Below are 19,544 nucleotides of genomic sequence, written 5' to 3' on the forward strand. Positions count from 1 at the left end.
TCCTTGATGCAAAAGGTCTGCCTGTTGTAATTGGGTGTGGAGGGGGAATTTGAGGGTGGGTGGATATTTGGTCTGTTTAGGGATTGGTTGTGGTGTGGGGGTAGTTTGCGGTGAGGGGTGCGGCGTTGGGATATACGTTGCGGGTTCTCGGGGCATAGGACGCTGTGGCGGGCTGACTGCGTGGCCGTGCCGAACCTGAGCGTCGTCCGCGGACCAAAGCAACTTCACTTCACACCGGATGCCGACGGGCGCACATCATTCCAGCGTCGTCGAGCCGACCCCGTCAGGCGCCCTTTGTCCAAGCCCAGGCTGTGAGCCGCCATTGCGTCCCCACCTTGCCGAGTGCGACGGTGAAGGTCGAGGCGGTCTGGGTTACTTGCTTGCCCTGTAGATCGACCGTCATGGTGGCGGGAACAACGACGTAGGCGTGGTCACCGGTGACGGCGACGTGTCGTGGTTCGCCGAGAGCAATGTGGTAGCCCGACGCTCCTGTGTGCTCGCCCTCGGTGCACACGTCCCGCCACCAGTCCTCGCTGGCTGTCGGCCCCTGCCAGACATGCGGCGACACCGTCGAGTATCTGCATCGGGTCAGCACACAGAGCCGCCATCGCCTTCGAGTCCGCGTTGTTGAAGGCATCGACGTATTGCAGCACCACAGCCATGGGCGGGTCGAGGGCGATGTCCATGCTGGGGACGGTAACCCGAGTACCCCGCGCCCGGACGAAGGCTGCCATCGTGTCGTTGTTCGTCTTCCCGACCCGGAAGGCCAGCGATGGAGCAACAACCGGTTCCAGGCTGCCGTCGCCGTCGCACGGTCGAAAATCCCAGACCCACTGTGGAACAGCGGGCCTGGCTGAGTACTGGCAGAAACGCACTGCGGCTGTGCTTTTGCTGCTTCTGTTCGTCGCCGCGTTGGTGGTCTACCTGATCCTCGTCCGGGCTGAGGACGCCGATCATGTGTCGAACAGCTGGATGTGGACGAAGCGGCTCGATGGGTCGCGCTCGTCCACGATGATGATCCGGTTGACCGACTTTCCGTCGGGGCGATGGTAGACGTCCTCGGCCTGCAGGATCGAGGGCGAAGTCTCCAGGGGCGGACCCGCAATGGTGGTCTCGGCCACGCGGAAAACTTTGGTTAGTGGCGCGGAGAATTTCGATGTGGTCAGCAGCAGGGTAAGGCCCTGCGGATCGGTGGATATGGCGAGCCGGTAGAGCGTGTCGCGGCCGTGCTCGGATCGGGCGCCGAGCACGGAGGCATTGTCTGGAATGACGATGCCGCCGAATTCGGAAGCCTCCCTGGCGGTGTCGGTGTCGTTCGCGGCCTGGGTCGGCTCCGACCGGTGGTCGCCGTCATGTCTTTCGCTGCTGCAGCCGGTCATGGCGACCGTCACGGCCATGAGGCCGGCGACGACACAGGCCAGCTTTACCTGCCGGATTCCAGGTGTTGGGTACTTCATCGGGTGGGATCACTCCTCTCGCCGTCGCGGCCGCCGGGCGCCCTGGCAGGTTCACCGGTCCGTTCGACGGTACTGTCCCCCTCGAATCGCCGGACCTCGCTGGATCCTGCGATGTCGTACTCCCGCGCCAAGCCCGCCGTGTGCAGCGCTCCCATGCGCTTGTCCGAGACAGTGATACCGGCGATCTCGGTGCTCTTGTCACCGTCCCAGTTGTAGCGGTCGTGCACGTGCAGTTGGTACTCGGCGGTGATGCTGGGCTGGGTACCTTCGGCCGGTTTGTGCACTGTCACTACACCGGTGGCTGACAGATGGATGCCGCCCATCGCGAAGAACCAGTCGTCACTGAGCGCCCGGGTGATGTAGAACCCGCTCCATGGCGACTGGAATTGCACTGGGTTGTCATAGTTCTGGGCGGCCGATGCTTCGGTGGTGATCCGCCGGATCTCCGTTTCGGCTATGGAGATTGCTTTGGTGTCGGCCGCAGACACATCCCGCAATACGGTGTCCGCGTTGATGGTCAGCAGCTACTCTTAGCACGGCCCGCCGATCCCGGGTAGGGCGCGTGGGGTTCACAACCCATCTACAGCCGCGCCGACGATGTCGCTTTCGCCAAGGTAGCCGCCGCAGCGTCCGTGGCCGCAGACGCCGCGGGCTGGACATGCCGATCGTGATGGCTGCGGGAGTTGGGATTCGGCTCTGACTCGATGGTGCCCCTGGGCGGGACACCGCGCATCGCACGGGGCGTGCCCTGCGATTTCGGATGCCTGCCATCGCGGCACACGGTAACGCTGCTGACCGCTTCACATAGCGGGGCCGAGGATGTCGCGGATGAATGTCATCGCGGCGGCGTTGGCGGGTTCGTCGGTGTATGGGCGGGTGATTGCTTCGGCCTGGTGTTGTGCGTCCGATTGCGCGCGCTGGATAGTTTCCAGCAGGGCTTGCCTGAGCTGAACTTCTCCGAGCCGTAACGCCTGCGGAGTTATCCGCAGATCGGTGACTTTGCCGTGCGCGTCCACCGTCGCGCTGAGCTCGCCGTTACGGGAGCCGGCGCGGACTGAGATCTGTGCGAGCGCTTGCTGTAGCTGCTGATTCTTGCGCCGCCAGTCCGCTGCGACACGACGTTGCTCTTCGTTCCATCGGTCCAAATACTCCATCAGGGGCTCCTGAGGTCGTCGACTCCTGGTCGGGGCGTGCGCGTGAGGATGATCAGTCGGCTGTCCAGGTTGCCAGTTCGCCATTGGGCATGCATACGACCCGGTAGCCGTTGGGGCCCACGAGTGTCCATGCTTCGTATTCACTATCCGGCGGGACCACGAGTCGGTTCCCGGAGTCGAAGTCGATGGTCAGCGTCCCTGAGGAATTCACGACAGCGGAGGTGATCGTGCCATGCAGGACGGGTTCGAGGTCGACCTGTGAACTGCCACCGTCCGCGAGCACGACCGACTGTCGGTCGCCTCGGCTGGATTCGATCTCCATATCTCCCTCGATTTGGAGTGCGAATCCGCCGACGGTCGTGATCTCGACCATGTACTCGCTGGCTGCGACCGAGACGCGCTGCCCGGTAAGCGGCAATTCCATTACCATCCTTGTGGCTTGGGGAACGTTCCATCTGGGTTTATGGAAATATGTGTTGTGGTCTTGGGGCCCGGCTTGCCTGCGAGATCGACTGGTTGGCCGTGCGAATTGTAGAACCTGACATACCCGTTCGGATACCGGGAGTTCGGCTGCATGACCCGTATGGTGTCGGCATTCCCGGTGGATCCCGGCTTCTGCCAAACCACTCCTTTCCCGTTGTCCGCGGTACGAGGTACCCAGTCACTCGGGACTTCGGGTGGTCGAGAATAACTGCTGGGATTTGTGCCCCCGCCTGCGCTCGTGCTGGTATCGAACTGGGTGGGGTTGGCTTCGAGGAGCGGTTGTAAGTCTGTGGCCACCCCGATGGCCGCCGCACCTGCGGCGACGGTCACCCCGGCCGCAACGGCTGCGGCGGCGTCGAATGCGACGAGCACAGTGACGACGGCGGCGCCGGCGGCGCTGCCCGTCGCTGTTGTCGTTGCTACCGCTCCTGTTCCCGCGGTGAAGAATCCGACCGCGACGCCCGCGAGAAGACCGACCCCGATCGCCCCGGCAAGTATCGCGAGTATTTTCTGATGCGCGTCCTCGATCTGCTGCGCCCAGTCCTCACATGCGCCGCCGAGCTTCTCGTACTGTGTCGCGACCGCCTCGGCGCCCATCCACACCGCGTCCATCTGATCGATGGCCTGCGGTAGCTCCTCGGACGCGTTCTCCTCGAGATTCGTCCACGCCTGGCTGGTGCCGGCGCTGGCATCACGTAGTCCCTTGGCGGCGGTACGCCATGCGGTGCCGAGCCTCCTCAGTTTGTCGGGGTCTCCATTCGGCCACGTGTGACCCTGGAGCCAGCTGCTGATCATGCTCCAGCCGAATGGGGGATCGGAGTCACCGCCGAATGCGCCCTTGAACAGCGGGGCGGTCGTTGCCGCGAGAACCGCAGGGGCGGGGTCGGGCGTTTCGGGAGGGTGCTTGTTGAGTTTCTCTGTGTTCGCGTGGTTGACGGCGGTGAAGGCGAGCAGGTCGTGTAGCTTGCCGAACGCGTTGACGATATCTATTCCGGAGGCGATGGCCTTGAACGCGGCCGGGTCATAACTATCCGCCCACGTTCGCCCCGCGCTGTCGCTGCCAGCGCACCCCCAGTCGTTGTCGAGCGCCGCAGCGAGCGTCTTGATCACATTGTCGGCGTTGTGGTAGGCGCCTTCGTACAGCACCGCGGCGTTGTACAGAATCCGCGAGTCCACGGAGATTGGCGCCATCAGGGCCACATTCGCTTGTTATGCGCGACATTTGCCAGATATCGATCCCGCGCGGTGCGGGCAGCGGTTTCGAGTTCGGCCAGTGCCGTCCGCATGTCCTGCATCTCGCGCTGCCACGTGTCATGCTTGGCCCGATGTGCTTCGGCCGCGCTGCCTTCCCATTCGATATGCAGCGCAGCAACTTCACGCTCGACATCGGCGATACGTTGCTCGATCTGCTGCCCGATGAGACGAGCCTTGGCGACCAGTGCCAGGATCTGGTCGGTGTCAGCGACATAGGCTGGCATCACGAATCACCCAAATCGAACCGCACATAGGTAATGTCGCCCGCGTTTTCGCTGTCGGTTTTGGTGTATCTGTCCGCGGCCTGATGTACCAGGATCGCGTCCTCACGCAGTGCCACAGCTACTTTCCGGGCGGATTCGACCCATTCCGTCCACAGCGCCGCGTGGGAGTCGGCTGCTTCACCGACCCAGTCAGCGGACATGAGCGCGTCGGCTTCCGTGCGCAGAGTCTCGATATCGTCCCAGAACTCGTCGGCTCTCGACGACATGCGGTCGGCCGTGGCGTGCATCTGATCCGGATTGCTGTGCACCATGCGAAGCTACCACCGCCACACCATGATTCAGAGCGATCGAGACCGGGAGTGCTACACGGTCGGGGACCGGTGGCCGCTACGGAAGGTACTTGCCGCCGGTCCCCGGATTCGGCAGCACGGAAAGTGCTGTGGCTCGTGTTCTTGCGGCTTGCCTGATCGCGGTGAGTTCTGGGTGGACAAGGTTGCGTTTGTTGCCTTGGAGGTTGAGTGGCAGGTATGCGATCAGTTCGTCTTCGGTATGCCAGGGGGCGTGGACCCGGACCAGCCGCCAGTCCTCCAGGACAACGGCAATTGGAAGTTCAACGGCACCCGCAACGGCGTCCAAATCGAAGTCATCGTCGCTCCCGACGGCTCAGTCGTGACCGGCTACCCATCGGCGGTGATGGGTAGTCAGGAACGACGCGAATGCCAACCCGATCAAATAGGCTAGGAGAGCGATGAATCCGGACAGGGCGGCACGAGAAGCGCGAAAACGTCAGCGAGACCCACAGGCCATCGAAGCCCGTAACCGTCGGCTCAACAAGATGAGCAAGGACTCGCGAGACCTTCTCGAGAGCGTCGCCGACCGCCTGCCTTCTGACCTGGTCGAAAGCTACCGGACCTACAGCAACGTCGGTGAGTGGGCGATGCTCGTCGACGTGCTGTGCGCCAGCCTCATCAAGCGCCGGATCCCGGTCACTGAAGCGGAACGCGAGGCCGTGGCGAACGTGCTCGGCCAGTTCAATCCCCCAGTAGAGGGGTACCGCTACCTCAACGACCCCCATGGCGTGCTGTCTGAGCTCAACGTGGACACTGCGTAAAACCTCGGGATCCGATTCGGATGGAACTAGACAACGGATCACCCTCATGATCATCAAGTACGCCCGCATGCCGTATGGGAGTGAGAACGGCGGCACCGATTGGATGAACGACCTTCCTGTCCGCTACAAGGACGGGGAGCGGGGATTCGACCGGCGGATCATGCAGGATCTCGCCGCAGTCGGTGTTCCCTGCTACACGCTGGATGATTTGTCCAATGGTCCCCGGACGATCCCGCAGGGCATCCCGATCTTCATCGACTGGCTGGCCAATCTCGAGACGCGGATCCCGGGGCCGGAAACCGAGCACCGGTCCTCGATTCGGTCCGGGCTCATCCGCAATCTGATCGACCCCGCCGCCCGTGGCAACCAGGAGGCCATCGATCTGCTGATCGCTCAGGTCCGTCTGAACCCACCGATTCCGGAGCGCATGCAGACCTGGGCTTGTGTTGCCTTGTGCTTGATCGCGGGGCCGAAGAACTTCGTACAGATTGCGGGACTGCTCGAGGAGTTGCCGGAGGGGACTGCCATGATTCCGCTGGTCGAGTACCTCGGCAAGGTCAAGACGCCCAATCCCGCGACATCGCGTTGAGATACCTTGATGGCCCCGCCCGCGGAAAAGCGATCAAGGCGTTGGTCCAGATGAAAGCCACTGGTGTGCGGCATCTGATCGAACCGCTCGTCGATGACCGAGCGCCCGCCGCGCGCAAACAAGCCCAGCGCGCTCTGGAGAAGCTGTCATCGTGACCGGGTAGCGCCGCGCGTCAACGCGTACGAACCGACTCGCAGAACGGGACCTGTCCCGCGGCGATTGCCACGTCCTGCGTTGCCGAATATCGTTGCCTAGACATTGTTTTAGACGCAGAACAACCAGTCGGCCGAGCTGGTCATCATCGCCGTGGACCGGGCGGTGTTCGTGCGGGTTGGCCGTGAGCGGGCCACCATTTTGCACAGCGACCGCGGCACCCAATACACCGTCATAGCGACCGTCGCCGCATGCGCCCGGCACGGCTTGCTCTGCTCCGTCGGCGCGACCGGCTTATGACAACGCTGGCGCGGAAAGCTTGTGGTCGAGCTTCAAGCACGAATACTACTACCGCTACACCTACGCTACGAAGACTGAACTTATTGCCGCAGTTGACAATTGGATGAACTTTACAACGATCAGCGGCGGCACTCGGTCATCGGGATGCTCTCACCTATCGACTACGAGCAATCTCTCAACGCCGCCCCCCCGGAAGGGGGCTAACCGCGTCCACTTTTCGGGAAACCCCAGCCGTGTAGCGCTGGCTAGTTTCGGCGTCGTAGCGCCGAAGCCAGATACAGGGCGATGAGCCCGGTGGTCACGATCACTTCCACGGCGATGATTGCACATACTACGGCTGGCCACGCTCCTTTCGACGTCATCGCGTACAGCGCGACCGCTACAGGGGTCGGCAGAGTGAAGGAGAGGATGAAGGTGAGGGCATCCGCTAGCAATCTGGCCTGCCGTGGCAGCAGACCCTTATGACCGGCCTCCCAGGACGTCGAAGCTACCTGCGCCCTTAGATGCCGCGCGATTGCAGACACCTTGTCATCATTCGACAGGTAAGCCCAGCCGAGGATGGCTGTAATCCACGGGCCCACCAACCAAACCCCGCCTGTCTTCGGGCTCTGCATCGCGATAGCCGAGATCGCGCCGAGCGCAACAACATTCAGATTTAGAAAGGTGTCACGCTGCTTGATCCGTTCCAACTGTTCGCTTTTCAGGGCGGTTCGCTCGTCGGTCATTGCTGGATCAGCCCCTTGTCGTAGCGGCGGTCGCAGCACAAGTCACTGCCCCCTGTTTCGAGTATAGGTGCGGGTAGGTACTCAATTCGAGATCTGAAGCGTCGCAGTGGATCCGGGCCGACCAGTCGGATTGTGTGCGACCGCATACGTGTGGGATGAACTGAGGTCCTCATCCGGTCACGCTCATCCGCACTAGGCTGTATTGTCCCCGCTAGGCAACGCAGTCAGATCTTCCCACTACTTCCTCATCTTTCGGCGTACTTGTTCTTCATCTCGTTGGCAGGCACGCACCGCGGCAAGCGATCTGGCAGCAGGGACAGGGCATGACGAGTCAACAAGTTGGGACGCGCGCAGCGACAGCCACGCCGTCGTACCCCACCCTGTTTGATGTAGTAATTATCGGGGCGGGGCCCGCTGGCATCGCGACTGCCGACTCGCTGTCCACATCACACCCGAAAGCGCGAATTTTACTGGTAGAAGCTGGCCGAGAACTCACTAAGCGCCCTTGCCCCGTGGATAGAAGGCGTCCATGCCGAGGTTGTGGTGGCATATGCAACGTCGTTAGCGGTATCGGCGGTTCAATTCACTATGGTGACGGATTGAAACTAAGTCTCTTGCCATCCGGCAGGAGACTGATAGACTTGTTTGGCGAGGTCGCAAATGATCTGTGCCGACGCTCCTTTGAACTCTTCTCCACAGTTGCATCGAGTGATAGTCCATTGGTATTGGATGCAACCGATATAGACTCTACTAGAGACTTATTCTTGGAACATGGAGTATTCCCCCGGGAATACCGGGTTCAAGTAATCAGTGAATCGGCGCTTGCTGACAAACTTCAAACGCTATGCACTGGGCTTTCTCGCCGAATAGAAGTGAGGACAAAGAGTCGAGTTACTGGATTACTTCGCCGCGAGTCGATATATGAGGTTCACATAGAACCGACGCAGCGGCGCATTTCAACGATCGACGTCGTTCTTGCAAGGAATGTAGTAATAGCAACCGGTCGCGGGGGATTAACCAGAACGCAGAAGATCCTTTCAGGCCTTGGCGTCGCTATGACGAACCCGACCTATTCTAAAGGTATTCGCGTGGAGATGCCGCAACCGTATCTCCAGGTTGTTGGATCAATATTTCCAGACTTCAAGTTCTCCAGTCGAGCACATCCCTGTAAAACTAAGACCTTCTGTTTCTGTGGCGGTCCGAACGGCGGCAGAATAAAATTCACCAACTATCAAGATCAGTTCGAGCAAGAAATAGTTACACTCGATGGACACGAAACATTAGAGCGACCACAACGTGGGCGCATACTGGCTGCTAACTTTGGACTACTGTGCCAGGAAGAGCGACTCATGGAGTCGGTAGGAGAATCACGGAAATTCGCTGAGGATGTCCTCCGACCCTATTTAGCGATTTCGAATGGGCGCCCGATCGTTCAAAGCATGCGCGACTTTCGCGCAAAACATTCGCCAACTGGTTCGTGGGATCAATTATCTGATGCAATGCCGTTTCAGCCATCTGTCGCGGACCTCAGGCTCGCACCAGTACACAGACTTTTCAGCGATCAACAACATAAATCATTGATATCTACATTTGACACGATAATGCATCCCATGTTCGAGACAGCCGGCTTAGAATTTGATGTTGGCCGCATCGATCAGTCGGTGTTAGTTGTCGGCCTTGAGCTAGAGTTCATGTGGAGCGCAATTGAGATAAATGCGGATTGTGAAACATCGCAGCGCGGACTCTTCGTCGCCGGCGACACTGCGGGCCTTGCACAGGGCGTTATCCAGGCTGCGATGATGGGTATAAGGGTAGCTGATATTATCAGTCAGCGTATCTCAGCAGGTACAAATAAACTTTGAAAGGATGAACACATGGGTCTGGCGCAGAAGCTTGTCTATCCAGCGCAATCCAAGCTTGCCTTCTATAGTCGTGAAGCGGTATGTGAATTCGTGCTAAAGCAGGGGGCGGTGCCGCTTCATCCATTCATGATTTTTGGCTATTTCTTGAGCGATCGCGTTGATCGCGACATTATTCGTAACGCTAATAATACAGTTGTCAGTCGCGTCGACGAGATTTGGGTATTCGGCGATACTGTCGCGAACGGTGTTCTGGCTGAAATCGACTTGGCAAACTCACTTGGAAAACCAGTTAAATACTTCAATATCGCCACTCGCGCACGCGAGATCGGCGAGATGGATCCTATCGATCTCACCTTTGAGGAAGAGGTTCTTAAGGACAATAACCATGATATCGAATTGCTGAGGGATGTAGTTACGGGTCGGCGAACATTGCGAAATGACTTTTGAATTAGATGATATTTGCGCGGCGGCGCAACAACCCGTTTATTGCCAATTTCTCGACCGAGAGATGGCCGGTAGTGTTGGGTTGGACCAAAGCTTGGTCAATACTGCCCGTGCGCTCGCCTACTCGATGCTTGCAAATGCTTCCTATTGCTATGCAAGCCTGTCGGTTATCGGCGAGAATCCTGGATTGCGTGGATTTTCAGCCGAAACGCTCGGATTAGTACTGGATTCGGGCCGCTTCAAGACCTTGAGCGATATGCCTACTGCCGAAGAGTTCCTCCACTCGCGTCGCCAACTCTTCGGATTTGATCGGCGCCGATTCTCTGTTTACTTTAACCAGTATTCCGAACGTGACGCAGTAAGGCTATTCACACCCTCGATAGTGAAGTCGCAAGGATCAACAGAGTTTTTGGAGCAGTACTTGCTGCTGCCGGGTGCACTAACGCCACATCTTCGCAGTCGTTCGTTGAAAACCGGCGAATTGGCCGTCGAGGCCGTGCAAGAGACACTGGCACAACGAGACGGGCGTGCAATTATTTTCCCCTTGTTTCAAGAACGGGCTGCTGCCGTCGGAGATGATGCTCCGTTTGTATCACATGGCATTCGCCGTTCCATATCGGCAGCGTATGGCTTAAATATGGTGAGGCAGCGTGCAGGCACGATCCTCGTCGGGCATCAGCGTATCGACTATTACGACAAAATCTTAACTGAAGGGCGACCTGCGATACACGCAGGCGCCGTAGCTGCGCTCTTTAACTATGCTGGAGGTCGTGCCCTCGACGTTAGACTTACGTCGGGTAACGTTGGCATCTGGGAGCAATTGGTAAAGTTTTTACTTAGTGCTGAGGGTGACCTGCCAGCATTCGCATTGTGGACTGCTACTGATCGGATAATTCGCGCTGCTTCCCATCGGAACCCGGAATCATGGTCTGAAGAGTTGCGCTCGAAGGTCCGCAGGACCGCTGTGGCCCATCCACCCCGATCTAATCAGTGGCAATCAAACCTTTTGCGCATATGTGAGGAGATTAATAAGGTGACGGTAGGCGCAGGTACGAGGCCAGCTGTGCTGAGGCGCATATTAATAACATACGCGAACGAAAGGGAATACGAAGGGATTTTAGAGGCTCTGGCGTTGACAGCGCATGATATCGGCGATCCTATTTTTGAAGAGAGTATTGGCTACGATAGACTGCCGGCCATTGATGGACTGGACAGGGTGCAGGTATTTCTGGTGCAGTCGGAAGCGGGAAGCGTGGGTGCCGGCTCTGCTCAAGCAACAATAGTAGATGCGGTGGACCACATCCAGCCCGATCTTGTAGTGGGCGTGGGAATCGGGTTTGACTTAACTGATGACGAAGATGCTTACGGACGCGTCATGATTGCAAACCGAGTGCGAGAGTACGAACGTGTACGCCTGGGAACAACGATTCGACAGGATTTTGAGCTTCGAGAACGTGGTCAAGCTCGTGACATAGACCCAATTGTACTTCAAAGGCTGCGGTTGGTCGCGAGGAGATCGGAAATAAAATACGAGGTCGGTGAAATCGTTTCGGGTGAAAAGCTTGTTGATTGGCTCCCTTTCAGAAAGGAATTGCAGGCGCGATTTCCAGATGCGATTGGAGGTGATATGGAACTTGCTGGCATTGTGGCGGCGTGCTCTAGGCGGAATGTGAAATGGATGTTCCTAAAATGTGTTAGTGACCGCGGTGATGGAAACAAGAAATCGGATGCAGAAATTGCCATTGCTGCATTGAGTGAAGGTGATCGACAACGCGCAGCTGCACGAAAAGCGATGTGCATACTACGCGATTACATCAGACTTGCTTTAGTGGATCGAGGTCAGTAGTCCGCTCAATGGAGACGGGGTCCGCTGACGAAAGCTCACCCCGAGAATTCCCTGATATCAGCGATTAGTCCCTCGATATTGAATTGTTTGATCGATGGGCCCCTTTGAAAAGATTTGTGAATCTGCTTAGCGGAATCGATGGGGTCGATGTTTCTCACGAACTGGATATCGTTTCGCGAACGCGACCACTCGAGCTCCGTTTTTGCGAACTCAAGTCGGGCTTGCCAGATCTCCTCTGCCTGCTTCCGTGAGGAATATCTTTCGAAGAACTGTCGCTTCCAAGCTTCGGTATTCTTTGGCAGGATGAAAAATGGGGATATTCTAGCCCAGCTGACCCTGGAAAGTCCGATAAAGCCCGATACGTCGAAGTCGATAATCGCTATTTTGTTGTGTCCTCGGGCAATGCTGTACTGGTCGCAACCAGTGCCATACAGTTGCCCTCCGATCTCAGTTGTGTTGAGCATTGCGCCTGATACGACGCTATTCTCGAACTGTTCTCGGGTAACGAAGAAGTAGTCGACGCCAGCCACTTCGGCGCGCCCACTATTTATTCGCGGCGCTCGAGTGGTTGTATTTATTACATTGAAGTACCGGTGATCAAGTGTAGTTAATTGTCGTTTTATAGTGGACTTTCCGGCGCCAGGTAGACCAAGAAGCGCAATGACGAAGGCGAACGAGGCGCCATCTATGCTACTTCCGTAAGGTTTCGATCTCATAGTCACCACTCATTCCGGTCGAAATGCACGGCTTCACGATAGTCTACTTGAATCTAGGGCTATCAGTCGGAGGTGATCTGGCAAGCTCTTCGGTATTCATGATTAGAACTGCCTGCCGTCAGCATGCCGCGCATCAGGCAAGTGGTAATCTCTGGCTTAAATCGCACATGAGATTCTGCGGCAACTCTGTTGCGTTATTGAAGAGTCTGGGGCGCGGACGTACTCGACAGTAGTGTAGGACATAAGGACCAAGCTCGGTGTGTCGATGACCCAAAACTACGCAGAATTTCTGCGGCGGTGGGCGCGGTCGTATTTGACAGTGCTGGCTCCCGTGCTGTGGAGGTGGTCGGCGAGTTGATACACCGCCCCCCGTGGTGTAATCCCGCAGCGAGGCTCGCAGGCGCGGCAGGGCAGCGGGCGTCGTGGATGTGATCGGTCTGCGCGCGCCCATGCAGAATCGGCGGATCTCGTCCTGGGCGAGTTCGAACCAGTTCTCGCCCAGTTCGTTCCATTGAGTGTTGCTGAGATGCGCGGCTACGGTGTCGCGTAGCAGCGTACTTGGTTGGCACGTTGAGGTGCCCCAGTCGTATCGCGTCCATCGCCACCTCGATCACCGCCCGTGCAGCGGCCGGTCACCTAGCGTTCGTAGCGGTCGATCCGCTCCGGCCCACGAGCCAAGTACTGGGCGCTCTCCTCGGTTTCGGCCCGCTCACAGCACGTCAGGCGTGGATCCTGTTCGGCGGCGCAGCGCGTCGCTTCGAGGTCGGTGCCGGTGAATGCCGTTGCACCTCGATGATTACCTTCGGGTCGAGTCCGTTGGCGGCTACTGCGGTCGGCAACTGGGTGGAAAATGGGTACTTGAATCGGATGCGTCCGTACATGCCTGGCAGGTGAGTCGTGGCTGCCACGACCGCCGTCACCGTCGCGGCGACGAGCGCAGCGAACGCTAACACGATCGCCTGACCGGTGCCTTCCCGTGCGTGCAGACCTCGGACAACAATGCCAGCGGATACGACCAGCATGAGTGCGCCGAGTATCGCTGCCGTGGTGGCGAATCTGTCGGGCACGCCGTTGATCGGTAGCCGGAACGGCCCGAATACGTCCTCACCGTCGACCATCCGGTCGTCCAGTTGCACTTCCGCGGTGAAGAACCGGCTGTAGATCCCAAGGATCGTGCCGCCGGCGATAAGGCCGAAACCGACGGCACCGGCAGCCGCTGTCAGCCAGGCCGGCCACCTGGACGAGCCGTTAGTTGTTGACGTGGTGTCGGAATTCATTCTGTCCCCCAATGTGTACATGTCCCGCAGTGCGGTCGTTGAGTTGTGGTGTTCTGCCGCCGGAACGAGTCCACGGCCGTACTGGCGAACGCGACGAGGTCGGTGCGCCGATCTCGGTCCGAGTCGAGCAAGCTTCGTCGTGACCACGAGGGGCGTCCAACTTGTCGCCGATACCTCTCGGCCCATGGATTATCGGATCGCACAGCCAGGCTCGTCTCGGGATGGAGTTCGGGTTGATCTCCATGAGGTCTGCAGGTCCCGCGTCGTTGAACGCCTTGATCGTGGTTCGCGACTCGAGTCGATATTTGCCGCGATAACCGCTGCCCACCCAATCTGCTGATCTCCGAGGAAAAGTACACAAGGCGGTATCGGATTCGATCCACCAACATTCGACGGCATCCTGTTCTGTGGGTAGGAGTGGCTTGCCACTACAGCCCGCGTCTGTGTTCCGGCTCGGGCGAATCTCGTTCCAGCACAGGGAATGAGAAGTTCGGCAGTCGGCGCGTTCCGGCAGCGATCTCGAAGCACAGATCGCTGTAGGCCACGGCGAGCTCGGTGAGGCGATGCTGGGTGTAGCGAGAAACCAGTGTCGACGTGCCCTGCGCGGCGGCGACGCGGGCATCGACCGAGAACTGCGCGAGCCGGTCGATCACCATGCCGACTGTCTCGGTGTGCCGATATGCTGCATTAAAGGTTGGCGGCTGATCGGCGCTCACCCAGCTGTCGATGCGGGACACCAGTCGATTGCGCTCGCGGTCGATCGTGCCGATATCGGCGCTGTGGTCCAGACGGGCCTCGTGCAAGCTGGCCAGTTCGTAGGCGTCTTGCAGGATCGGATGCGCGATGGCCACTGTTCCAGCGCAGGCTTGCAGGATCATGTCTTTGGACGGCAGCGGTGTCCTCATGCCTGCCTCACCGCGTGGGCCAGCCGCCCGGAATCGGCGGTCACCGAATCCCCGGCTCGCGGTGACCGCCGCTGTTCTTGTCGACGGTCCTGCGGAATCGCGGTTGCCTGGGCGCATGCAGTACTCAGAATGAGCCGCCGCTGGTCTTGGCTTTGTGGGCGCGCGAAGATCGCTGTCGGGGTGATCATTTCGTCTCTTCGATGTGTGCTTGGAGTTTCCGGAGTTGGCAGGCGAGGTGGTGATCCAGTTCGTTGGATCGTGCCGATCGCAGGGGAGTGGTCGCGGATGGTTGCGTCGGGTTGTCGGCGTTGGACTGGGCATGTGGGGTGGTGATCGAGGTATATGCGGTACTGAGGGTGTCCAGCGCCCGCCCGAGAACTAGGCATTGGGGTGGGCAGCGGTGGTGGATGCTCATGGCGCGTATCGCGTCGTCGTCGGTGAGCGCACCGGGGTCTGTGAGGCAGTCGGTCAGATGCGCCTCATCGTCGGGATCGAATGGTGTCGAGGTTTTCACGACACGGCCCGTACCGCTGCTGCGTTGTCGTCGATGATGCGCGCTCCGATCCACTGGCATGGTTGGGCGTCCCATGTGCGGTGTTCGCCGATCTGGTTGTCGGACACCGGGACTGAGCCGCAGAGCACGGCGGGGCAGGTCACGCTGACTAATCGGTTGTCGCCGTCGAATTGCGCGCGCCCGCAGTCGGCGTAGAGCCGAACATGGCCACAGCCCGTTGCGCCATGGGTAGGTGTGGGCTGGTGATAGCGAGGGCGTGTGCGGTCGGAGGTAGTGGGCGTTTGTGGTGGATGTGATTGGATCCAGCGTCGCCAGTTCAGGCGGAGGGCGAACCGCGCCGATGCGGGGCTGGTGTGGAAGTTGTGCGGGGTGCGCGTCTTGTTGCAGTACCGGTCATTGAACATGGGGCAGTGCACTCCCTTTCGTGGGACGATCGGCGATGGTGGGCGGAATACTTTGGGGGACAGTTCTATTCATTGCCGTGTGGGGTGTTGTGGCAGTCGGCGGATGCCGCAGGACAGTTCGTCGGCCAGGTCCTGATACGCGTCGGCGGCCTCGGCGAGCTGCAGTGAGGCGTCGTAGAACAGTCCGTCCGGTGCGGTGGCGAGCGCGATATGGGTGTGCACGGCCAGCTGCGCGAGCTGGTCGATGACTTGCCCCATGGTGTGGGTGGATACGCGCGCGGCGGGGAACGGGATCGGGGTGGCCGCCACTACCCATTGATCGATTGCCGACATCACTCGGGTGCGTTGCCGGTCGATGTGCTCGAGTGCGCGCAGCGGCGTGTGTTCGCGGGTCTGATGCAGTATCGCGAGTTCCCCGGCCGCGTCCAGCATGGGATGGTCGGTCATGGTGGGGAGCCCCCGGCAGGCGGCGAGCACGGCATGTTTGTCGGGGAGTCCGGCGAAGGTCACCAGTGATCTCCCAGGGCTGGAAGTCGCCGCGCCCGCCGCGCGATGTCGGTGGTCAGATCGGTATAACCATCGACCAGTTCCGCGAGCCGGGACCAGGCCGCGTGCACGGCGGGGTCGGCAGGATCGATGGTCATCAACAGGTGGTAGGCGTGAACCTGGGCTTCAGCCAACCGGGCTATCACCGCTCCCAATGTCTCGGTGTGCATGCTCGCCCCGGGCCGCGGGATCGGCAAGTGATCGGTAACCCACACATCCACCGCGAGCACGAGTTCATCTCTACGGCAATGACATTCACTGCCGAACATGGCCAAGCGCCGCTGGTAAATGACACCGAAGTCGTGCGCCAGCTTCGCCAGTGGATGGACTCCTACGTGATGCCCCCGGATCGCCGACAACAGCGCCTCACCCGAGGGGAACAGCGCTACCGCGCCGGGTTCGCAACTGCCCGAGACCGTTGCGCTCCCAGACGGATCTGGAATGGTGTGCACAGCTCACCGCCACACCACAGAAGACCGAACCGGGCTGAGGAGTCGACGAGCAGCGGAGACCACGCTGGTACGTGACGGCAATGAATGCGCAGTCGAGGGCTGCGACACCCAGAACCATCCGGTCGGATGATCGGTCATTGGGAGCCAGACTCGTTCGCCGGACGCGAGGATCCGCACGCCGCGTTCCTCTAATTGGGTCAGCGTGTGCACGCCGAGCCTGGCGCCCCACGCCGGACCGACGAGGAAGACCCAGTCGCGATTCGGTCGTGAGTAGCTGATGATCGGCATCGACACGCACCGGGTCTCTTCGAGAAGCTCATCACGGACCTGCTTGCCGAGGCCGGCGGGCATCATCACCGCACCCAACGCCGTCGTCGCGATTAATGACACGCGTTCGAACGAACACGACACCGTGAACCCCAACCCGCGATACACGTGGGCGACCTCATGGGCGCTGTGGCAGCTCTCGAACATCACCGCTCCGTTCGGTGACGCCCACCGGGCTGCGGTACCACCGACAGATGTGGTCCCGATGCCTCCCGCGCCTCGGCCGCGACACGACGACCCCGCGTCGCACCAGCACTGAATGACGCGATTACCGACGCACGCTGCAGCGCTCGCTCATGCATCATCGGGAAATCCCCCTCCAGAAACGGGTACGCGATCGGCTTGATCGCGTTTGCTTGGGTAGCGGCCAGGTGCACGCGGCCGCCACCATGCCCGCAAGCTCGAGCGCGGTCAGGCCGAGGAGACTCGCACATGCCTGTATCGCGGCCCACTCGTCGGCCACGCGCAGCGCGGCGATGGCTTGGTCTTGGGAGAAGGTCCGACCAGGCAGAAAGCTCACAACCCAGCTGCCTTGTCCGACGTTTCTCGCCTGATGCCGGGTTCTGGAGCTGGTCATCAACGGGTTCTCGTCGTCTTCGATCGACATGCCCACTACCATCATCTGCCCTTCGGGCTGGGAGACCTATACGGGGCATCCAGACTGACGCTCCGACTGTGGTGCATCTGAAGATATCTTGTAACAGTTACAGAAGCAATGCATGATGCTGTGCTGGTTTGTCTATGGTTGAGGTATCGTGCTGGCCACAACGAAAGGAGTTCGCCAATGGCGCCTGTGTCACCGGTTGTGGCGAGCTGGGAACTGACGCTTCGGCTCCGCGAACGGCGTGAGCAGCTCGGGATCGATGTGAAGACGATCGTTAAAGAGGTCGGGCTTTCGCGTGGCTACTGGGTTTTGATCGAGGGTGATCGCCGAATTCCGGCCGAGGACAAGCTGGACCTGCTGATGACGGTCTTCGAATTCGACGTCGACGAGCGCAATGAACTCATCGCGCTACGGTCTGCGGCGAAGGAGCGCGGCTGGTGGTCGAAGTTCTCGGCGCTGTTCGGCTCAGAATTATTGCGCTTCTACGGTATGGAGTACGGGGCCGAGCGTGTCCGGACCTACGAGAGTGTGCTGATGCCGGGGCTACTCCAGTCCGAGGAGTACGTGCGAGCGTTGATGGTCGCCGGAGTGGCCACGGTACTGCCCGTTGAAGTCGAGCAACGTGTCGAAGTTCGAATGCGTCGCCAACATCGGCTCGAAGGAGAAGATCCGATGAAGCTATCGGCTGTGATCGGTGAGGCTGCCCTGGTCCAGCAGATCGGTGGCCCAGGTGTCCTCTACCGGCAGCTGCTTCATCTCGCTGACCTGATCGAAACGCATCAGGACACGATCGACGTTCGGCTGATGCCGTTCACCGCCACTGAACGCTCGATCTTCAGCGGCGCGACGTTCCATCTTATCGATTTCGCGAATCCGCGTCTGCCAACACTCGGCTGGCATGAGTCCTCTGTCATGGGTGAGTTGCTCGAGGATCGGGACAAGGAGACGCGGGTCCGCGATCTCGGTGTGATCCACGACAGAGCAATGGCCCAAGCGATGGGGCGAGAAGCTACGCTGGACCGGATTCGTGCGATTGCTGGTGGGCTAGAGTCATTGGTATGAGCGGGTCGGATTTCGTGTGCACTACAGGCTGGTTCAAGTCTTCTTGGTCGTCGGAAACGCAGTCGTGTGTCGAAGTGAAGTTTGACGGCGACCTTGTGCTCATCCGTGACAGCAAGTACCTCCGCGATCCGGCGAACGATCCCACGGCGCAGCCCACGATTGCGGTCTTGGCCGAGGACTGGAACGTATTCCTTCGGGCAGCAAACGGGATGGAGCCGGACGCCTGGCGTGACCTGCCGATCATCACTCGCCATGGTTCCGGCGAAGTGACTGTGCATGCCGCCGGCGGCACCATGCTCACTTACACGGCTGCCGAGTGGGTTGCGTTCATCGCAGGTGTTCGCGACGGCGAGTTCGCCGCGGCCTGAGACCGCTGGTAGGCGCCGCAGGTCAATTAGGTCTACAGCATGATTGGTTACGGCACATGGCCAGTTGGCCATGATTTTGGATTCCGCTTCCTCCGCCTGCGGGTGCGGAGTTTCGCCAGTTGGGTTCTAGGCTAGGAAGATTCGGGTCGTGGGGTGCGTGCAGTGGGCGACCGATGCTGAGCCGGACATCCGATGGCGTCACGCTCACCTTGATCACCAGCTGTACCGGCTCGCCGAACAAGAGCACCCCCAACCCGTAGTCGGCGACGCATCAGGGTCATCTGAGCCAAGGAAGAGTGGATCATTCGGAGGCGCGTTTGTGGTGCTCTACCGTCGTCAGCCACTGCCTGGACAGGCTCGTCCGCCCGGACGGGCAGGAAGGCCGGGACAGCACCCACGTTTCGCGCGTCACGGATAGCGAAACGGTCCGCGCAGTACAGCTCGGCTCCAGCGTTTCCACCGCTGCGCCCGGGAATCGCCAGGACGAGCAGATTCGAGAAGGCCGAGTTCACCAACCGCGCGGCGGCAGTCAAGTCCGTGGTCCACTTCTTCACGAGGAAGTGGAACCATCGGTCATGACCGGCCGATGACAAACCAAACCGGTTCTTCACTGGCACTCGCGACACAAATGCTACTTGTCGGCGCTCTCCTCTATGGAGGGATGACACGCAAGTCAACCGGGCCAACCAGTGTTCCTGTCGGTGGGCGAGTGGATACTCGTACACATCGCCGAACTGGCTTGATGGGAACGTCGACACCCCTTGAGT

At 59.8% G+C, this 19,544-nt stretch carries 25 protein-coding genes; 8 read left to right on the forward strand and 17 right to left on the reverse strand.

The window, feature by feature from the left end:
* Nucleotides 1-283: 283 nt before the first annotated feature.
* From ACFYOW_RS12850 to ACFYOW_RS12885, 8 genes are all read right to left on the reverse strand, one after another.
* Nucleotides 284-568 carry a hypothetical protein gene (locus ACFYOW_RS12850; RefSeq protein WP_387287289.1) on the reverse strand — a complete coding sequence of 95 codons (285 nt, stop codon included), beginning with the start codon at nucleotides 566-568 and terminating at the stop codon, nucleotides 284-286.
* A gap of 385 nt (nucleotides 569-953) precedes the next feature.
* On the reverse strand, nucleotides 954-1,457 hold the full coding sequence (locus ACFYOW_RS12855) for a hypothetical protein (protein ID WP_387287291.1): 504 nt from the start codon (nucleotides 1,455-1,457) through the stop codon (nucleotides 954-956).
* Nucleotides 1,454-1,945, reverse strand: coding sequence for a hypothetical protein (locus tag ACFYOW_RS12860; protein ID WP_387287293.1), 492 nt, complete (start codon nucleotides 1,943-1,945; stop codon nucleotides 1,454-1,456). The genes ACFYOW_RS12855 and ACFYOW_RS12860 overlap by 4 nt, the downstream gene beginning before the upstream one ends.
* Nucleotides 1,946-2,257: 312 nt before the next feature.
* Nucleotides 2,258-2,611 (reverse strand): YbaB/EbfC family nucleoid-associated protein, encoded by a 354-nt coding sequence (locus tag ACFYOW_RS12865; protein ID WP_387287294.1) that lies wholly within the window; start codon nucleotides 2,609-2,611, stop codon nucleotides 2,258-2,260.
* Between the two features lie 52 nt (nucleotides 2,612-2,663).
* On the reverse strand, nucleotides 2,664-3,035 hold the full coding sequence (locus tag ACFYOW_RS12870) for a DUF6188 family protein (RefSeq protein WP_387287296.1): 372 nt from the start codon (nucleotides 3,033-3,035) through the stop codon (nucleotides 2,664-2,666).
* Nucleotides 3,035-4,285 carry a hypothetical protein gene (locus ACFYOW_RS12875; RefSeq protein WP_387287298.1) on the reverse strand — a complete coding sequence of 417 codons (1,251 nt, stop codon included), beginning with the start codon at nucleotides 4,283-4,285 and terminating at the stop codon, nucleotides 3,035-3,037. The genes ACFYOW_RS12870 and ACFYOW_RS12875 overlap by 1 nt, the downstream gene beginning before the upstream one ends.
* Nucleotides 4,285-4,572 carry a WXG100 family type VII secretion target gene (locus ACFYOW_RS12880; RefSeq protein WP_387287299.1) on the reverse strand — a complete coding sequence of 96 codons (288 nt, stop codon included), beginning with the start codon at nucleotides 4,570-4,572 and terminating at the stop codon, nucleotides 4,285-4,287. Before ACFYOW_RS12880 ends, ACFYOW_RS12875 begins: the two co-directional genes overlap by 1 nt.
* Nucleotides 4,572-4,883 (reverse strand): WXG100 family type VII secretion target, encoded by a 312-nt coding sequence (locus tag ACFYOW_RS12885; protein WP_387287300.1) that lies wholly within the window; start codon nucleotides 4,881-4,883, stop codon nucleotides 4,572-4,574. Before ACFYOW_RS12885 ends, ACFYOW_RS12880 begins: the two co-directional genes overlap by 1 nt.
* A gap of 172 nt (nucleotides 4,884-5,055) precedes the next feature.
* On the opposite strand from ACFYOW_RS12885, the gene ACFYOW_RS12890 reads away from it, so the two are divergent.
* From ACFYOW_RS12890 to ACFYOW_RS12900, 3 genes are read left to right on the forward strand one after another with little or no spacing between them, the layout of a single operon-like run.
* Nucleotides 5,056-5,313, forward strand: a complete 258-nt coding sequence (locus ACFYOW_RS12890; RefSeq protein ID WP_387287302.1) for a hypothetical protein — start codon at nucleotides 5,056-5,058, stop codon at nucleotides 5,311-5,313.
* 7 nt (nucleotides 5,314-5,320) lie between these two features.
* Nucleotides 5,321-5,683 carry a hypothetical protein gene (locus ACFYOW_RS12895; protein WP_387287304.1) on the forward strand — a complete coding sequence of 121 codons (363 nt, stop codon included), beginning with the start codon at nucleotides 5,321-5,323 and terminating at the stop codon, nucleotides 5,681-5,683.
* Between the two features lie 46 nt (nucleotides 5,684-5,729).
* Nucleotides 5,730-6,272: a HEAT repeat domain-containing protein gene (locus ACFYOW_RS12900; RefSeq protein WP_387287306.1), complete on the forward strand. Its 543-nt coding sequence runs from the start codon at nucleotides 5,730-5,732 to the stop codon at nucleotides 6,270-6,272.
* A gap of 698 nt (nucleotides 6,273-6,970) precedes the next feature.
* Here the strand turns inward: ACFYOW_RS12900 and ACFYOW_RS12905 are convergent.
* Nucleotides 6,971-7,450: a hypothetical protein gene (locus tag ACFYOW_RS12905; protein WP_387287308.1), complete on the reverse strand. Its 480-nt coding sequence runs from the start codon at nucleotides 7,448-7,450 to the stop codon at nucleotides 6,971-6,973.
* A gap of 1,055 nt (nucleotides 7,451-8,505) precedes the next feature.
* On the opposite strand from ACFYOW_RS12905, the gene ACFYOW_RS12910 reads away from it, so the two are divergent.
* The 3 genes from ACFYOW_RS12910 to ACFYOW_RS12920 are packed head-to-tail and all read left to right on the forward strand — an operon-like array spanning nucleotide 8,506 to nucleotide 11,602.
* The gene (locus ACFYOW_RS12910; protein WP_387287310.1) at nucleotides 8,506-9,312 is read left to right on the forward strand and encodes a hypothetical protein; all 807 of its coding nucleotides are present in this window, start codon (nucleotides 8,506-8,508) and stop codon (nucleotides 9,310-9,312) included.
* Nucleotides 9,313-9,324: 12 nt separating this feature from the next.
* Nucleotides 9,325-9,759: a hypothetical protein gene (locus tag ACFYOW_RS12915; protein WP_387287312.1), complete on the forward strand. Its 435-nt coding sequence runs from the start codon at nucleotides 9,325-9,327 to the stop codon at nucleotides 9,757-9,759.
* Nucleotides 9,749-11,602, forward strand: coding sequence for a hypothetical protein (locus ACFYOW_RS12920; RefSeq protein WP_387287314.1), 1,854 nt, complete (start codon nucleotides 9,749-9,751; stop codon nucleotides 11,600-11,602). Before ACFYOW_RS12915 ends, ACFYOW_RS12920 begins: the two co-directional genes overlap by 11 nt.
* Nucleotides 11,603-11,637: 35 nt before the next feature.
* On the opposite strand, the gene ACFYOW_RS12925 is transcribed toward ACFYOW_RS12920, so the two are convergent.
* From ACFYOW_RS12925 to ACFYOW_RS12960, 8 genes are all read right to left on the reverse strand, one after another.
* The gene (locus ACFYOW_RS12925; protein ID WP_387287316.1) at nucleotides 11,638-12,318 is read right to left on the reverse strand and encodes a hypothetical protein; all 681 of its coding nucleotides are present in this window, start codon (nucleotides 12,316-12,318) and stop codon (nucleotides 11,638-11,640) included.
* Between the two features lie 719 nt (nucleotides 12,319-13,037).
* Nucleotides 13,038-13,595 (reverse strand): hypothetical protein, encoded by a 558-nt coding sequence (locus tag ACFYOW_RS12930; RefSeq protein WP_387287318.1) that lies wholly within the window; start codon nucleotides 13,593-13,595, stop codon nucleotides 13,038-13,040.
* A gap of 428 nt (nucleotides 13,596-14,023) precedes the next feature.
* A complete protein-coding gene (locus tag ACFYOW_RS12935) occupies nucleotides 14,024-14,500 on the reverse strand; it encodes a DUF4254 domain-containing protein (protein WP_387287319.1) in 477 nt (158 codons plus the stop codon).
* Nucleotides 14,501-14,684: 184 nt separating this feature from the next.
* The gene (locus ACFYOW_RS12940) at nucleotides 14,685-15,014 is read right to left on the reverse strand and encodes a hypothetical protein (RefSeq protein WP_387287321.1); all 330 of its coding nucleotides are present in this window, start codon (nucleotides 15,012-15,014) and stop codon (nucleotides 14,685-14,687) included.
* 473 nt (nucleotides 15,015-15,487) lie between these two features.
* Complete coding sequence (locus tag ACFYOW_RS12945; RefSeq protein ID WP_387287323.1) at nucleotides 15,488-15,928, reverse strand: DUF4254 domain-containing protein; 441 nt, start codon at nucleotides 15,926-15,928, stop codon at nucleotides 15,488-15,490.
* Nucleotides 15,925-16,416, reverse strand: a complete 492-nt coding sequence (locus ACFYOW_RS12950; RefSeq protein ID WP_387287325.1) for a DUF4254 domain-containing protein — start codon at nucleotides 16,414-16,416, stop codon at nucleotides 15,925-15,927. Before ACFYOW_RS12950 ends, ACFYOW_RS12945 begins: the two co-directional genes overlap by 4 nt.
* A 3-nt stretch (nucleotides 16,417-16,419) precedes the next feature.
* On the reverse strand, nucleotides 16,420-16,890 hold the full coding sequence (locus ACFYOW_RS12955) for a hypothetical protein (protein ID WP_387287327.1): 471 nt from the start codon (nucleotides 16,888-16,890) through the stop codon (nucleotides 16,420-16,422).
* Nucleotides 16,891-17,044: 154 nt separating this feature from the next.
* Entirely contained in the window at nucleotides 17,045-17,350 is a 306-nt protein-coding gene (locus ACFYOW_RS12960; RefSeq protein WP_387287329.1) for a hypothetical protein, read from the reverse strand.
* A 177-nt stretch (nucleotides 17,351-17,527) separates the two neighbouring features.
* On the opposite strand from ACFYOW_RS12960, the gene ACFYOW_RS12965 reads away from it, so the two are divergent.
* On the forward strand, nucleotides 17,528-18,409 hold the full coding sequence (locus ACFYOW_RS12965; RefSeq protein WP_387287331.1) for a Scr1 family TA system antitoxin-like transcriptional regulator: 882 nt from the start codon (nucleotides 17,528-17,530) through the stop codon (nucleotides 18,407-18,409).
* Nucleotides 18,406-18,777 carry a DUF397 domain-containing protein gene (locus ACFYOW_RS12970; protein ID WP_387287333.1) on the forward strand — a complete coding sequence of 124 codons (372 nt, stop codon included), beginning with the start codon at nucleotides 18,406-18,408 and terminating at the stop codon, nucleotides 18,775-18,777. The genes ACFYOW_RS12965 and ACFYOW_RS12970 overlap by 4 nt, the downstream gene beginning before the upstream one ends.
* Nucleotides 18,778-19,544 lie beyond the last annotated feature (767 nt).

Source organism: Nocardia sp. NPDC006982 (assembly GCF_042869435.1).
Classification (GTDB): Bacteria; Actinomycetota; Actinomycetes; order Mycobacteriales; family Mycobacteriaceae; genus Nocardia.

Excerpts from the sequence above, each read along its gene's own strand:
- ACFYOW_RS12880 (WP_387287299.1), bottom strand. The coding sequence starts at position 4,572 with ATGCCAGCCTATGTCGCTGACACCGACCAGATCCTGGCACTGGTCGCC.
- ACFYOW_RS12930 (WP_387287318.1), bottom strand. The coding sequence starts at position 13,595 with ATGAATTCCGACACCACGTCAACAACTAACGGCTCGTCCAGGTGGCCG.
- ACFYOW_RS12905 (WP_387287308.1), bottom strand. The coding sequence starts at position 7,450 with ATGACCGACGAGCGAACCGCCCTGAAAAGCGAACAGTTGGAACGGATC.
- ACFYOW_RS12925 (WP_387287316.1), bottom strand. The coding sequence starts at position 12,318 with ATGAGATCGAAACCTTACGGAAGTAGCATAGATGGCGCCTCGTTCGCC.
- ACFYOW_RS12870 (WP_387287296.1), bottom strand. The coding sequence starts at position 3,035 with ATGGAATTGCCGCTTACCGGGCAGCGCGTCTCGGTCGCAGCCAGCGAG.
- ACFYOW_RS12875 (WP_387287298.1), bottom strand. The coding sequence starts at position 4,285 with ATGGCGCCAATCTCCGTGGACTCGCGGATTCTGTACAACGCCGCGGTG.
- ACFYOW_RS12955 (WP_387287327.1), bottom strand. The coding sequence starts at position 16,890 with ATGTTCGAGAGCTGCCACAGCGCCCATGAGGTCGCCCACGTGTATCGC.
- ACFYOW_RS12910 (WP_387287310.1), top strand. The coding sequence starts at position 8,506 with ATGACGAACCCGACCTATTCTAAAGGTATTCGCGTGGAGATGCCGCAA.
- ACFYOW_RS12920 (WP_387287314.1), top strand. The coding sequence starts at position 9,749 with ATGACTTTTGAATTAGATGATATTTGCGCGGCGGCGCAACAACCCGTT.
- ACFYOW_RS12855 (WP_387287291.1), bottom strand. The coding sequence starts at position 1,457 with ATGAAGTACCCAACACCTGGAATCCGGCAGGTAAAGCTGGCCTGTGTC.
- ACFYOW_RS12915 (WP_387287312.1), top strand. The coding sequence starts at position 9,325 with ATGGGTCTGGCGCAGAAGCTTGTCTATCCAGCGCAATCCAAGCTTGCC.
- ACFYOW_RS12865 (WP_387287294.1), bottom strand. The coding sequence starts at position 2,611 with ATGGAGTATTTGGACCGATGGAACGAAGAGCAACGTCGTGTCGCAGCG.
- ACFYOW_RS12900 (WP_387287306.1), top strand. The coding sequence starts at position 5,730 with ATGATCATCAAGTACGCCCGCATGCCGTATGGGAGTGAGAACGGCGGC.
- ACFYOW_RS12960 (WP_387287329.1), bottom strand. The coding sequence starts at position 17,350 with ATGTCGATCGAAGACGACGAGAACCCGTTGATGACCAGCTCCAGAACC.
- ACFYOW_RS12885 (WP_387287300.1), bottom strand. The coding sequence starts at position 4,883 with ATGGTGCACAGCAATCCGGATCAGATGCACGCCACGGCCGACCGCATG.
- ACFYOW_RS12965 (WP_387287331.1), top strand. The coding sequence starts at position 17,528 with ATGGCGCCTGTGTCACCGGTTGTGGCGAGCTGGGAACTGACGCTTCGG.
- ACFYOW_RS12935 (WP_387287319.1), bottom strand. The coding sequence starts at position 14,500 with ATGAGGACACCGCTGCCGTCCAAAGACATGATCCTGCAAGCCTGCGCT.
- ACFYOW_RS12895 (WP_387287304.1), top strand. The coding sequence starts at position 5,321 with ATGAATCCGGACAGGGCGGCACGAGAAGCGCGAAAACGTCAGCGAGAC.
- ACFYOW_RS12970 (WP_387287333.1), top strand. The coding sequence starts at position 18,406 with ATGAGCGGGTCGGATTTCGTGTGCACTACAGGCTGGTTCAAGTCTTCT.